Raw genomic sequence first — 13,270 nt, 5'->3', positions numbered from 1 at the left:
AACTGCATTCAGAAGCAGACTTAACGTTTTGTCAGAATCCTGTTATCACTGTGGACTGCCGGTTACCACGCCCGGTACTTTTCATGCCGTACTTGCGGGTGAATCCAGAAATTTTTGCTGCCATGGCTGCAAGACTGTGTGCCAGTCCATCCATGACGCCGGGCTTGAAAGTTTTTATCAGAAAACGCCTGAGGGTGAATTACTGGCACCTCCACCGGATATTCCTCAAGAACTCGCGGCTTATGATCTGGATGAGGTGCAATCTGATTATGTTGATGGCATGCAGCAGCATCGCACCATCAATCTGCTGGTCGAAGGAATACATTGCGCTGCCTGCGTCTGGTTGATTGAACATGCCCTTGCCAAGCAGCCTGGAGTCGATGCTGCTGATGTTAATTTGACAGCCAAGCGTTTACGACTGCGCTGGGATAACAACAAAACATCTCTATCTGCTGTACTGGGCAAGCTGGCCCAGATTGGCTATGCCGCGGTGCCTTTTGACCCTGAAACCGCTGAAGGCGCATTGGCAAAACGTCATCGCAGTCTGGTTTATCGAATGGCTTTTGCCGGATTTGCGATGATGAATATCCTCTGGGTGTCCATCGCACTGTATACCGGGGCGGCACAGGATGAATTCAGACACTGGTTTCACTGGGTCGGATTTGCCATTGCGACGCCGACATTGCTCTATTCAGGCTATCCATTTTTCAGAAACGCAATTGTCGGCCTGCGAAGTGCGTATCTCACCATGGATCTGCCGATTGCCATTGGTGCGACGGTAACCTACTTATATTCTGTCTATATCACGGTATCCGGTTCGACGGCTGGTGAGGTGTATTTCGATACAGTCGTTAACTTTCTGTTTGTGATTTTGGTTGGGCGTTATCTGGAAGCCATTTCCAAGCGTAATGCGCTATCTGCAACGAGACGCATGCTTGAGTTGCAGCCCAAACTGGCGACGGTGGTTCGAGAAGATGGCACTACGGCAATCTTGCCAATACGATCAGTTGTCCCCGGCGATCTGTTACTGGTTCGTCCGGGCGAAAAAATTCCGGTTGATGGATATATTGAGGAAGGCGAGAGCGCAGTTGATGAATCGATGCTCAGTGGTGAGTCAGTGCCAGTCGCCAAATCGATCAACGACAAGGTGGTAGCTGGCACCTTGAACGGTGAAGGTGCGTTCAAGGTTCGAGCGGAATTTGTTGTTAGAGGTACGATGCTGGCGAAAATTGTCGCCATGATGGACGATGCTCAGGCATCCAAATCACCATTGCAGTCAACGGCAGACCGAATAGTGCCCTGGTTTGTACTGGTGACCTTAACGCTTGCGACACTGACATTTGTTTATTGGGTGCAATATGACTTTGCCATTGCATTATTGGCGGCCGCGTCAGTCATGGTCATCACCTGTCCTTGCGCATTTGGCATGGCGACACCCATGTCGATTGCTGTTGCTACTGGAGTCGGGGCAACACGGGGTATTTTAGTCAAGCACGGTGCAGTGCTGGAACGGCTCTCCGATGCAACACATTTTGTTTTTGATAAAACCGGCACTTTGACTGAAGGCAAGCTTCGTGTTGTCAAAATTGAGTCACTGTCGGAGATGTCAGAGGCGCGGCTGTTGGAGTTGGCAGCCTCTGCAGAGCAAAACTCTGAACATTCCATTGCCACGGCTATTGTCTGTTTAGCTGAACAGCGCGGAGTTTCCTTGATGGAGGCGACGAGTTTTTCCGCAACGCCCGGTCGAGGTGTTAGCTGTTTGGTAGCCGATCAATCGGTGATTGTCGGTACCCGGGAATGGCTCGCGATGCAGAATATCGAGGTGTCAGAGACGGTTACGGAAAAGCAGTCTGCATTTGAAAAAGCCGGCGTAACTTGTGTCTTTGTGGCTGTTGATGGCAAGGTGGCAGGGTTGATTGGCGTTGAAGATACGTTACGTCATGATGCACAGCAACTCATCGATGCATTAAAAGCACAAGGCATTGCGATTACAGTACTGAGTGGCGATAGACAGGCAGTGGTGGATGCTGTGACAGCGCGTTTTGGCAATATTGAGCGCCGTGCACAGGTCTTGCCACAGGATAAGTCAGCGGTGATTCGTCAACTGCAGGAACAGGGCGAAGTGGTTGCCATGGTGGGCGATGGCATTAATGATTCCCCTGCACTGATACAGTCAGATATTGGCATTGCACTGGCATCAGGTACTGATGTGTCGATAGAAAGTGCTGATATTGTTCTTTCACACAATGAGCTGATTCAGGTTGACGCGTCGCGCAGACTTGCCAAACGGACGCTCAAAACGATTCGGCAGAATATTGTTCTGTCATTTACCTATAACGTCATCATGGTGCCTCTGGCGATGATGGCTCTGGTGAGTCCCCTGGTGGCTGCCATTACAATGCCTATCAGTTCTCTGGTGGTCATAGGTAACGCGGCAAGAATCAGCCGAATGTTCAAGGGGTAAAAAATGGAAGTTATTTATGGTTTATTGCCGGCAATGTTATTACTGGGCTTGGTCGGCGTAGCAGTTTTTTTCTGGGCAGTTCGTAGTGGTCAGTATGATGATATGGAAGGCGCGGCACATCGTGTACTGCTGGATGATGATGCACCTCAAGATCCTCAGCCCGAAGACGATAAGCAAAACAGTGATAATACAAAAGCACGCTGAGCATCACTCAAGCGAAGAGCTTGACTTGCATAGATTGTGCAGTCTTGCTGCTTATCACTTACAGATGCTGGCGCGCTAGCTTTACCATCGTATCAATGGATGAAAATACAGCCTTCATTGAAGTTGGTGATGAGTGAGAATCAGGCGCTAGCGCTTTAGGAGCTATGCTGGTAGATTCTGTGGATCGGATGACAGAGACCGTCAGCGCATGACAACAGCCAGGATGAGCGGATCATTGGACATACAAGCATGATGTTTAACCAGTGGAGTATCAGGAAGCTGCTCCGGTTATGGGCCACAGCAACTATCGTCGCGGTAATGATAATTGCTGCGGTGTCTCTCTACAGTAATCTTCGCTATGCCGAGAACCAGCGTGTCTTGATTGAGCAAGTGTTACCGCTGGAAGATAACAGTCGTCAAATCAGTTCAATTTCAGCTGCTTTTGTGTTGCGTCAGCAACAGATACTCAATGCCGTCAATGAAACACAGCTCGAGCAAGTGATCGATCGCAATACGCTCGAGACGGACTTTGAGCATTATTGGCAAAGATTGTCGCAGTCCAGCCATAAGCTCAACAGCGGTGAAGCTCTGGTGGATGAGCTGTATCAGCATTATCAGCAATTTCTCCTGCTAGATACTCAACTTTCAGCTTTGATGTCTGAAAAACTGCTGCTGGCTGAACAGATTAACGAGCAGCAAGCTATCGTTGATGAACTTGAGGCACGTTCACTGGAGCTGGTCGCCAGACTCTCACTGATCTACCAACCTTTGGCAGAGCGGGTTCGGGTGCAGATGAGTGCACAGTTGCAGACTGTCAGTTTTGCCTTGTTGAAACTGACTGCAGATATTCGGGCGCTTATCCATACTGCAGTGAATTCATCAGCGGACGTTGATTCCCTGATACTTTCAACACAAACATCTGATCAAAGTTTGCAGAGTGCCATTCAGTCACTCGAACAGGCGGGGTCTGGTCTTGATGTCCTGGCAGAACTTTCCGAGCACCGTGTCTCTCTGGCCGCGACCAGTCTGGGCGCCGATAATGGCATCAGCCGCTTACGTCAGCTTCAAGTTGAAAACAGCCAACAACTTGGTGCGAATCAACGGCAAATCTCGGCACTGCTTGAACAAATGTCTGCTGATTTGTCGTCATTGTCTCGTGCTATCAACCACTACAGTCTGCAAACAGTAGACAGATCTTCTCTCATTGCCGACAGCGCAAGAGGTTTGATTATCGGGCTAACGATTCTGGTCGTATTGGCCATGTTCTGGTTTTCCCTGACCGTGTCGAATCGAATTGCCCAGCCATTAAACCGACTGCGTGAGGCAATGCATGCCTTATCTTCCAAACAATTTGATACTCGCCTGACAGCTCAGACGGGAGCAGCAGAATTCAATTTGTTGGCAAAAGACTTTAATCAATTTGCCGAGAACAATCAGACACTGATTAATGATTTGGCTGAGGCGAAACACAGTCTGCAAGTCCGTGAACAGCATATTCGTGCCATCCTCAATGGCGTACCGGAAGCCATTCTGACCCTCAATAACGAGGGCATGATCACTGCCTGCAACCCAGCGGTTGAAAAAGTACTTCATGCCACCGAGCAGCAGTTGGTTGGGCAACCGCTGTCCAGATTTCTTGATGGCACGGCTGCATTACTGATGCCCGAAAAACTGCACTTGTTGCAGAAAAAACATCGGGAATTTGATGGTTATGATTTTAATGGTGATGTGATTTCCATGTGGTTGTCCTTGAGTCCAGTCAGCAGTATTGATGGTGACTTATGGGTGTGTGTTATATCAGACATCACGGACTGGAAAGAAACCCGGTTGCAACTTCAGCAGAGAACCTCCGAACTGGACGCTATTCTCGAAAATGCCATGGTGGGGATTGCCTTCATCAAGGATCGTCACCTGATACGGGTCAATCACAAGTTCGAACAATTATTTGGCTGCTCGCGCGCGCAAATTGAGGGCGAGAGTGCAATGTATTTGCATCCAAGCCTTGAAGCGTTTGTGCAATTCGGAGAAAACGCCTACAGCGCGCTCGCCCAGGGCGAGGATTTTGAAGCACAGGTTGAAATGGTCCGAATGAGTGGTCAACGTTTCTGGTGTGCGGTGGCTGGTAAAGCGATTGATCCCGAGTCGCCTGCGGAAGGCTCGATCTGGCTATTTGAAGATGTGACCAAACAGCGCGAGAACGAAGAACGTTTGACTCGACTCGCCAATGCAGACGTGCTGACCGGCTTGCCGAATCGTGCGGTGTTTAATGACCGGCTCGAACACGCCATTCACAAGGCACACAGAAATTCCGGTCGTCTGGCAGTGTTTTTTCTGGATCTCGACCACTTCAAACACATCAATGACTCACTGGGACACAAAGTCGGTGATATGTTGCTTTGTGAAGTGGCCAAGCGCATCAGATCCTGCGTCCGTGAGGGCGACACGGTGGCCCGGCTGGGCGGTGATGAGTTCACGGTGATTTTGGAAGATGTGCGCTCAGCACAATATGTCGGCAAGGTGGCCGAGAAAATTCTTAACACGGCGGCCTTGCCATATTTGCTGGATGGTACCGAAGTGAACATCAGTCCAAGCATTGGTATCAGTCTGTATCCTGCTGACGGTCGAGATGTGGATATGCTGATCCGTAATGCCGATGCTGCGATGTACCACGCTAAGAATAGTGGACGTAATAACTTTCAATTCTATTCAGCAGATATGAACGCTGAAGCCGCACAGCGGTTGGCGCTGGAAACAAGTTTGCGCCGGGCAGTGGAGCAAAATGAGTTCTATCTGCATTTTCAACCACAGATCGATTTGGATAGCGGACGCATTTCCGGTGCGGAAGTTTTACTGCGTTGGCATACCGAACATTGGGGCGAAGTTTCACCGAGTCGTTTTGTACCGTTACTTGAAGATACCGGGCTTATCAATACAGTGGGTGAGTGGGTATTACGTGAAACCTGCCGTCAGTTTGTGGAGTCGTCAGCCGATCTGCCAGATGATTTTGTGATGGCGGTAAACTTGTCTGGACGCCAGTTCAAAGGCGGCCACCTGGCACGTTATATTCAGAATTTACTGCTTGAATCCGGAATGTCAGCAAAAAATCTTGAGCTTGAGATCACCGAAAGTTTGCTGATGGACGACACTGAATTGGCGATTGATACCCTGCGGCAACTCAGTGCTTTGGGGGTCACTCTGGCAATCGACGATTTTGGAACTGGCTATTCATCGTTGTCCTATTTGAAACAATTCCCGCTCAACGTGCTGAAAATCGACAGAACCTTTGTCAGTGATGTCACCGATGACAAAGATGATGCTGCTATCGTCAATGCGATTCTGGCGATGTCGGAAAGTCTGGACCTGGAAGTTGTGGCCGAAGGGGTTGAAACCGCAGAACAATTAGCCTTTCTCAGAGCGCAGAACTGCAAGCGAGCTCAAGGCTATCTGTTCAGCCGGCCGGTACCAATAGAAGAACTGATGCAACTGGTTGATAAACGTATCAGTTTGCCTCAAACAGTAGAACAGGCCGTTCATTAGGGTGCAGCCCTACGGTCAAGCCCAGATGTGGATAGCGCCACAGCTTACCGTCATCCTCGGCTTCATGTTCAATGGCAATCGGCTCACCAAAGCGGTGTCTTAGCATTGCTTCATCAAGTCTCAGACCTGGGATATAAGTCATTGCCATCACGGGAGCATTGAACACGGCAGCATAATCTGAATGATGGATTTGATAGCGACGGGCACCACTGCGTTGCAGGCGCCCTGCATCCGGACTGCGCTCAATCAGACCTGTTAATTCATCTTCACTCATTTGCAGATTGAGAATAGCTCTGGCTGAAAAACCTGCCAGATTGATCACGTCAAAGAACACTTCAAGCGAAGCTTGGCCTTCCTGATTGACAAAAATGGCCACCTCACCGATTTCGCGCAGCGCATATTGAGCTTGTTGGTATGTGGTCGTGCCGAGGTGAATATTCAGTACCTTGATATTGCCATCCGGCATTTGTTCCAATTCCCAGATTCTGGGCGCTTCCGGTTGATTGGTCGGAATGAACAACATGGCAAACATCGCCAGTATCAGCAGGACCAAGCCTATGAAGAAGTTTCTCAAACTACGCATATGTTCCCTGAATCATCATGTTTGTAACCAGAATGTCACTGGACCATCATTGACCAGTGCGACTTGCATATTTGCACCAAACTGACCGGATGCCACTTTTTCAACAGATTCGCTTGCCTGTTTGACCAGATAATCAAACAATTCTGCACCTTTTGTCGGCGTTGCTGCGGGCGTAAAACTGGGGCGCAAGCCCTTGCGAGTATCTGCTGGCAGTGTGAATTGAGGCACCAATAACAGGCTGCCATGCACATCGAGAAGGCTCAGATTCATTTTGTCCTGGCTGTCGGCAAATATCCGATAACGGATAATCCGTTCCACAAGGCGATCTGCCTGAGCCTGAGTGTCATTGTGTTCGACGCCGATCAATACCATCAGTCCCTGATCAATCTCTGCGATGATCTGTCCCTGCACGCTGACAGATGCCTGACTGACGCGCTGCAACAAACCGATCACGACAATCTGTCTGCCATGTCGTTAGTGGCGCGAATCAGAGCATCAATCAATGCCGGTTCTCCCGCTGCATGGCCAGCCAAGGGCACAATTTCCAGTTCAGCGCCTGGAAGTTGTTGCTTGAGCAGTAAAGCCTGTTCGACAGGGCAGACCATGTCGTAACGGCCATGAATCAACCGGGTCGGGATCTGTTGAACAGCATCAAGATTGCTCAGTATCGGGCGGTCACTGATAAAACACTCGTTCAGTGCAAAATGTAACTGAATCAATGAGTGTGCAAGCGGGCTGACGGTGGCTTCTGGATCCGCTTGATATTCATGAGCGCGCATCATGACAATGGTGGCTTCCCAATGCTGTAAATTGCTTGCTGCTTGTTCAGTCAGCGCAACGTCATCTTGCTGCAGCATTTGCTGATAGGCTTTCAAGGGCTGAGCCTGCTCTGCAACAGGCAGACGCTCAACTAGCGATTGCCAGGCCTCCGGAAAAATTCGCGAGGCACCCCCTTGCGCATAGACCCAGTCAATATCCTGCTGACGGCCGAGAAATATACCGCGCAGGATCATCGCGCTGACTGACTCAGGGTATTGACGTGCGTAGAGAAGTGCCAGTGTCGAACCCCAGGACCCTCCGAACAACAGCCATTGTTTGATATTCAAATGCTGACGAATGGCCTCAATATCAGCGACGAGATAATCAGCGTTATTGTGTTCAAGTTCACCCTCGGGCAATGAGCGTCCACAGCCACGTTGATCGAATAACACGATGTGGTAGCGCTGGGGATCAAAAAAGCAGCGATGCATGGGCCGACAGCCTGAGCCCGGACCACCATGCAAGAACAGCACAGGAATACCGTTGGGGTTGCCGCACTGCTCTATGTAAATCTCATGATGACGGCCGTCTGGCAGCTTTTCCATGAGCAGGTGTTCGCTGTGAAAGGGTTCGATTTCCGGGTAGAGCGTCAGCATCAGAGTTTCCGATTCAATACGGCGCATACTATATCACGTCGTGTGATGGCATTTATCCGCCTGATGGGCGAAAATATACCGTTTACTTGCCGTTATCAGATAACGGCCTTCAGTCTGAGACAGTAAAGGCAAACAACATGAACCTGCATGAATTCCAGGCGAAACAATTATTCAGCCGATACGGCATACCTACTCCCAACGGGCAAGCCGTTTTCAGTAATATCCAGGCACGTCAGGCAGCTGAACAGTTAGGCGGCGAACGCTGGGTTGTAAAAGCCCAGGTACATGCCGGTGGTCGAGGCAAGGCAGGTGGCGTCAAGGTGGTTGATTCTCATGATGCTGTCAGTGACGCGACCTATGCCATGCTGGGCCGTCATCTGGTCACCCACCAAACCACAGCTGAAGGTTTGCCAGTCAATCAAGTACTGATCGAACAGCCGTCGGATATTGCCCGTGAACTTTATCTGGCAGTGCTGGTAGACCGGGTGAGTCGCAAAGTGGTGTTCATGGTCTCAGCACAAGGCGGTATGGATATTGAGGAAGTTGCTGAGCATCAGCCAGAGGCTATCTTGTCACTGTATATTGATCCTGTTGTTGGATTGCAGGGGTATCAGTGCCGGCGAGCGGGCTTTTTCCTTGGCTTGCAGGGTGATGCCTTCAAACAGCTGCAGAAAGTGATGCAGGGGCTTTACCGTATGTTTGTCGACAACGATGCCAGCCTGGTAGAGATCAACCCACTGGCAGTGACTGCCCAGGGCCAACTGCTGGCTGTGGATGCGAAGGTTAATCTTGATGATAACGGCTTGTTTCGTCATCCCGAGTTGGAAGCGATGTTTGATCCCAGCCAGGAAAATGATGCTGAAGTCATTGCGCGTCAATACGGGCTGAACTATATCGCCCTGGAAGGTAATGTCGCTTGCATGGTCAATGGGGCGGGTCTGGCCATGGCAACAATGGATCTGATTCAAAAAGAGGGCGGCGAACCAGCCAACTTTCTGGATGTCGGAGGCGGCACCACCGCAGATCGTGTTGCTGAAGCGTTCAAGCTGATTTTGTCAGATCACAAAGTCAAGTCGATACTGGTGAATATCTTTGGCGGTATTGTTCGCTGCGATCTTATTGCTGAAGGTATTATTCAGGCCGCACGGGAAATCGGTTTGACGCTGCCGGTGGTCGTGCGCCTCGAAGGTACCAATGCTGAAAAAGGCCGGCAGTTACTGGCACAAAGCGGTATGAATCTTCAAGCCGCACAGGATTTGACTGAAGCAGCACGACTTGCTGTCGCTGCTGCCAAGGAGTAATGCATCGTGAGTATTCTGGTAAATAAAAATACCAAAGTGATTTGTCAGGGATTTACTGGCAAACAGGGCACATTCCACTCTGAACAAGCAATTGCCTATGGCACTCAGTTTGTTGGCGGTGTCACGCCGGGTAAAGGTGGCCAAACACATCTGGATCGACCAGTTTTCAATACGGTGCATGAGGCCGTCGAGGCGACCGGGGCTGATGCCACCATGATTTACGTACCGGCAGCTTTTGCAGCAGATGCAATTTTGGAAGCGGCTGACGCTGGCATCAAAGTCATCGCCTGTATTACTGAAGGTATTCCGGTACTGGACATGCTGCGCGTAAGGCATGCCCTACAGCAATACGACGCACGACTGATTGGCCCAAATTGTCCGGGTTTGATTACGCCAGGTGAATGCAAAATCGGCATCATGCCGGGCGTGATCCATAAGCCGGGTAAAATCGGCATTGTCTCCCGTTCCGGGACTTTGACGTATGAGGCGGTACACCAGACGACGCTGAATGGGCTTGGTCAAAGCACTTGTGTCGGTATTGGCGGTGATCCGATTCATGGCATGAACTTCATCGACTGTCTGGAACTGTTTGAACAGGATCCGCAAACGGAAGGCATTGTCATGGTTGGCGAAATTGGTGGTCAGGCCGAAGAAGATGCTGCTGCTTATATTGCCGAACACGTAAGCAAGCCTGTGGTCGCTTATATTGCAGGTTTGACAGCCCCCGCCGGAAAACGAATGGGCCATGCAGGCGCCATCATCAGTGGTGGTCAGGGAACAGCCGAAGCCAAACTGGCTGCATTGCAAGCTGCTGGGGTCAGAACAGTTCGCTCACCGGCCGAGATCGGTCAGATGATGCTGGAAGCTATGGGAGTCTGACTGGATGACTGATCAGCTGCGGCTGGTAATGGCCCAGATTAATCCAGTCGTTGGTGATGTTGCGGGAAATCTGGCACAAATAGTCACAGCTGCTCAGCAAGCGCGTGATGAGCTTCATGCGGATTTGTTGATTTTTCCCGAGTTGACACTGACCGGTTACCCGCCTGAAGATCTGTTGCTTCGTCCTGGCCTTGTTAAGCGTTGTGACAAGGCTTTGCTGACCTTGCAGCAGCAAATTCAGGGTATCCACATCATTATTGGACATCCGACCGGCAACCCGGGGCAAGAGCTGTATAACGCTGCCTCCTTGATTGGTGATGGAAGCCTCAAAGCAACATACTTCAAGCAGCAATTGCCTAACTACAGTGTGTTCGATGAGAAACGATATTTTGTGCCCGGCAAAGACGCTTGTGTCGTTGAATTGAATGGCATTCGGCTTGGTCTGACCATTTGCGAGGATATCTGGTTTTCTGCGCCGGCCCTGCAAGCGGTTGATGAAGGCGCAGAGCTTATCGTTAATCTCAATGCTTCACCATTTCAGCAAGGTAAATGGCTGTTGCGTGAACAGGAAGTTCGTTTAAGAACTCAGGAAAGCCAGGTTCCAGTGGTCTATGTGAATCAAGTCGGCGGACAGGATGAACTGGTATTCGATGGTTGCTCATTTGCACTCAGTGCCGATGGCCGGGTGACGGCTCGTGCGCCCGCCTTTGAGTCAGGCCTGTTTGTTGTGGATGTTCAGAGACAAGTCGGCGGAGCCGTCACTGTCAGTGGCAACATCAGCGCCAAGCAGGATGAAGTCAGCATGTTGTATCAGGCGCTGGTGCTTGGTCTTCGTGATTACATCGAAAAGAATGGTTTTCCCGGCGTGGTACTGGGGCTTTCTGGTGGCATCGACTCTGCTTTGACCCTGGCTTTGGCTGTCGATGCGATTGGCGCTGAGCGCGTACAAACGGTGATGATGCCGTCGCGTTACACAGCAAGTATCAGTCTTGAAGATGCCGCAGAAATGGCAGATCTGCTGGCTGTCAAACATCAAACCATAGCGATTGAGCCTCTGTTTACAGCATTTTTGACAGCACTGGACCAGATGCTGGCAGGAACGCAGGCCGACACAACAGAAGAAAATATTCAGGCACGTTGCCGCGGTGTGCTGTTGATGGCCATTTCCAATAAAACGGGTGCCATGGTGCTGTCGACCGGCAATAAGAGTGAAATGGCGGTAGGTTATTCGACATTGTATGGCGATATGGCCGGCGGCTTTTCACCGCTGAAAGACGTCTATAAAACACTGGTGTATCAGCTTGCGGAATATCGCAACAGCCGCTCGCTGGTAATACCTCGGAGAATTATCGACAGGCCGCCTTCAGCGGAATTGTCAGCCGATCAGTGCGATCAGGATAGTCTGCCGCCTTATGATCTTCTGGATGCGTTATTAAGCCAGTACATCGAAGATGACCGCTGTTTTGAGGAGATGGTCAATCAAGGATTTGAGGCCAACATGGTTGCCAGCGTCATCAAAATGGTTGATCGTAATGAATATAAACGACGACAAGCACCTCCCGGTATTCGCATCAGCAAACGGGCATTTGGCAGAGATCGTCGTTATCCGATAACCTCTGGTTATACCGTGACTTCAATAATTGAGTGAGCAGGGAAAGACGATGAAAAAACTTGAAGCGATCATCAAACCTTTCAAACTTGACGATGTGCGTCAGGCACTGTCAGATATCGGTGTGACAGGGCTTACCGTAACAGAAGTCAAAGGCTTTGGCCGGCAGAAAGGGCATACAGAGCTTTATCGTGGTGCAGAATATGTGGTGGACTTTCTGCCCAAGATAAAACTGGAAATCGTGTTGGCGGATGAGGCTGTTGATGCCTGTATCGAAGCCATTACCCAATCAGCGCACACCGGCCGCATCGGCGATGGCAAGATTTTTGTCTCACCGTTGGAGCGGGTGATTCGTATACGCACCGGTGAGCAGGGCGAAGCGGCGATTTAACCCGCCGGAATCAGCTATAAAAAAGGGGTGTAAACACCCCTTTTTTGGCTTGAGTCGATTGAAGCAGTTTAGTTGACTCGAGTTCTGCGGACTTCGGCCACCCCAGGGTGTCCAGGATAATTTAACTCCAGTACCCGCAACGTATCTTCTGCCAGATCATTGAACTCCATAATCTTATAGGCCTTGGCCATGATCATCAGTGCTTCCGGCATGGCGGTGGTACGTGGATAGTTTTCAACAACATATTTGGCACGATTCAGTGCGGCAAGATATGACGTCCGTTTCATATAGTAGTGTGCGACATGGATTTCATGTTGTGCCAAACGGTTACGCAGATAAACGATACGCTGGGTAGCATCTTCACTGTAGCGGCTGGTAGGGTAGCGATTTACAAGGTTGGTAAAGTCGCGTAACGCATCCCTTGAACCTGCTGGATCACGCTGAGTTTCGTCGCGTGGAATATATTTGTCCAGAAAGCCCATATCCCGATGGAAGTTAATTAGTCCACGCAGATAGAGCGCATAGTCCATGTTGGGGTTGAGCGGATAAACACGGATGAATCGATCAATGGTGGCCAGCGCTGTCTCACTCTCTACGTTTTTTGTAATGCGCGTATGCTGATTCCAGTAAGGCTTGCTGTGCGTATTCACCAAACGGAAAACGTGCTTCGAGCTGGTCATAATACTGGATCGCTTTGGTGTAATCCCCCATGTTGAGCGCGGCTTTGGCCTCTGAGTATATCCTGTCAACGCTCCAGCTCTCTTCAGCTTTGACTTCTTCTTTTTGGAAATAGGAACAGCCAGACAGGCTGATGACGAGTAGCAGAGGGAGGTATAGGTTCTTCATCTTGAGTAGATTTCGATCGCTTTGGGGAACAGATAAACCAT

At 50.2% G+C, this 13,270-nt stretch carries 12 protein-coding genes; 7 read left to right on the top strand and 5 right to left on the bottom strand.

Features of this window, described 5'->3' with window-relative positions; genetic code table 11:
• Nucleotides 1–28 precede the first annotated feature (28 nt).
• The 3 genes from MPL1_RS04360 to MPL1_RS14265 all read left to right on the top strand — a co-directional run bounded on the left by MPL1_RS04360 (nucleotide 29) and on the right by MPL1_RS14265 (nucleotide 6,205).
• Nucleotides 29–2,464 (top strand): heavy metal translocating P-type ATPase, encoded by a 2,436-nt coding sequence (locus MPL1_RS04360; RefSeq protein WP_009725915.1) that lies wholly within the window; start codon nucleotides 29–31, stop codon nucleotides 2,462–2,464.
• 3 nt (nucleotides 2,465–2,467) lie between these two features.
• Nucleotides 2,468–2,668: a cbb3-type cytochrome oxidase assembly protein CcoS gene (ccoS, locus tag MPL1_RS04355; RefSeq protein ID WP_009725914.1), complete on the top strand. Its 201-nt coding sequence runs from the start codon at nucleotides 2,468–2,470 to the stop codon at nucleotides 2,666–2,668.
• A gap of 249 nt (nucleotides 2,669–2,917) precedes the next feature.
• Nucleotides 2,918–6,205 carry an EAL domain-containing protein gene (locus MPL1_RS14265; RefSeq protein ID WP_268743748.1) on the top strand — a complete coding sequence of 1,096 codons (3,288 nt, stop codon included), beginning with the start codon at nucleotides 2,918–2,920 and terminating at the stop codon, nucleotides 6,203–6,205.
• Here MPL1_RS14265 and MPL1_RS04345 read toward each other — a convergent pair.
• From MPL1_RS04345 to pip, 3 genes are read right to left on the bottom strand one after another with little or no spacing between them, the layout of a single operon-like run.
• Entirely contained in the window at nucleotides 6,168–6,788 is a 621-nt protein-coding gene (locus MPL1_RS04345; protein WP_009725912.1) for a hypothetical protein, read from the bottom strand. The two genes, MPL1_RS14265 and MPL1_RS04345, sit on opposite strands and share 38 nt — an antisense overlap.
• A gap of 15 nt (nucleotides 6,789–6,803) precedes the next feature.
• The gene (gene dtd, locus MPL1_RS04340; protein ID WP_009725911.1) at nucleotides 6,804–7,241 is read right to left on the bottom strand and encodes a D-aminoacyl-tRNA deacylase; all 438 of its coding nucleotides are present in this window, start codon (nucleotides 7,239–7,241) and stop codon (nucleotides 6,804–6,806) included.
• Nucleotides 7,238–8,230, bottom strand: a complete 993-nt coding sequence (gene pip / locus MPL1_RS04335) for a prolyl aminopeptidase (protein ID WP_009725910.1) — start codon at nucleotides 8,228–8,230, stop codon at nucleotides 7,238–7,240. The genes dtd and pip overlap by 4 nt, the downstream gene beginning before the upstream one ends.
• Before the next feature lie 110 nt (nucleotides 8,231–8,340).
• Here pip and sucC point away from each other — a divergent pair, with 110 nt between their 5' ends.
• Genes sucC through MPL1_RS04315 form a run of 4 tightly spaced genes read left to right on the top strand, consistent with a single transcriptional unit; the run spans nucleotide 8,341 to nucleotide 12,383 of the window.
• Entirely contained in the window at nucleotides 8,341–9,504 is a 1,164-nt protein-coding gene (gene sucC / locus MPL1_RS04330) for an ADP-forming succinate--CoA ligase subunit beta (RefSeq protein ID WP_009725909.1), read from the top strand.
• Between the two features lie 6 nt (nucleotides 9,505–9,510).
• Nucleotides 9,511–10,383: a succinate--CoA ligase subunit alpha gene (sucD, locus tag MPL1_RS04325; RefSeq protein ID WP_009725908.1), complete on the top strand. Its 873-nt coding sequence runs from the start codon at nucleotides 9,511–9,513 to the stop codon at nucleotides 10,381–10,383.
• 4 nt (nucleotides 10,384–10,387) lie between these two features.
• Nucleotides 10,388–12,031 carry an NAD+ synthase gene (locus tag MPL1_RS04320; protein ID WP_009725907.1) on the top strand — a complete coding sequence of 548 codons (1,644 nt, stop codon included), beginning with the start codon at nucleotides 10,388–10,390 and terminating at the stop codon, nucleotides 12,029–12,031.
• A gap of 13 nt (nucleotides 12,032–12,044) precedes the next feature.
• Entirely contained in the window at nucleotides 12,045–12,383 is a 339-nt protein-coding gene (locus MPL1_RS04315) for a P-II family nitrogen regulator (protein ID WP_009725906.1), read from the top strand.
• Nucleotides 12,384–12,451: 68 nt separating this feature from the next.
• Here MPL1_RS04315 and MPL1_RS04310 read toward each other — a convergent pair whose 3' ends face one another.
• Together MPL1_RS04310 and MPL1_RS14365 are read right to left on the bottom strand one after the other, a co-directional pair.
• On the bottom strand, nucleotides 12,452–13,063 hold the full coding sequence (locus tag MPL1_RS04310) for an outer membrane protein assembly factor BamD (RefSeq protein WP_327036636.1): 612 nt from the start codon (nucleotides 13,061–13,063) through the stop codon (nucleotides 12,452–12,454).
• Nucleotides 12,969–13,229: a tetratricopeptide repeat protein gene (locus tag MPL1_RS14365; protein ID WP_327036635.1), complete on the bottom strand. Its 261-nt coding sequence runs from the start codon at nucleotides 13,227–13,229 to the stop codon at nucleotides 12,969–12,971. The genes MPL1_RS04310 and MPL1_RS14365 overlap by 95 nt, the downstream gene beginning before the upstream one ends.
• Between the last annotated feature and the right edge of the window lie 41 nt (nucleotides 13,230–13,270).

It is taken from the genome of Methylophaga lonarensis MPL, from assembly GCF_000349205.1.
Taxonomy (GTDB): domain Bacteria; phylum Pseudomonadota; class Gammaproteobacteria; order Nitrosococcales; family Methylophagaceae; genus Methylophaga; species Methylophaga lonarensis.
The sequence above is the reverse complement of the archived record's forward strand: the minus strand, read 5'-3'. Positions and strand labels throughout refer to the sequence as shown.

Coding starts and splice junctions, on each gene's coding strand:
- MPL1_RS04345 (WP_009725912.1), bottom strand. CDS start 6,788: ATGCGTAGTTTGAGAAACTTCTTCATAGGCTTGGTCCTGCTGATACTG.
- MPL1_RS04320 (WP_009725907.1), top strand. CDS start 10,388: ATGACTGATCAGCTGCGGCTGGTAATGGCCCAGATTAATCCAGTCGTT.
- MPL1_RS04315 (WP_009725906.1), top strand. CDS start 12,045: ATGAAAAAACTTGAAGCGATCATCAAACCTTTCAAACTTGACGATGTG.
- MPL1_RS04310 (WP_327036636.1), bottom strand. CDS start 13,063: ATGACCAGCTCGAAGCACGTTTTCCGTTTGGTGAATACGCACAGCAAG.
- sucC (WP_009725909.1), top strand. CDS start 8,341: ATGAACCTGCATGAATTCCAGGCGAAACAATTATTCAGCCGATACGGC.
- ccoS (WP_009725914.1), top strand. CDS start 2,468: ATGGAAGTTATTTATGGTTTATTGCCGGCAATGTTATTACTGGGCTTG.
- pip (WP_009725910.1), bottom strand. CDS start 8,230: ATGCGCCGTATTGAATCGGAAACTCTGATGCTGACGCTCTACCCGGAA.
- MPL1_RS14265 (WP_268743748.1), top strand. CDS start 2,918: ATGATGTTTAACCAGTGGAGTATCAGGAAGCTGCTCCGGTTATGGGCC.
- MPL1_RS14365 (WP_327036635.1), bottom strand. CDS start 13,229: ATGAAGAACCTATACCTCCCTCTGCTACTCGTCATCAGCCTGTCTGGC.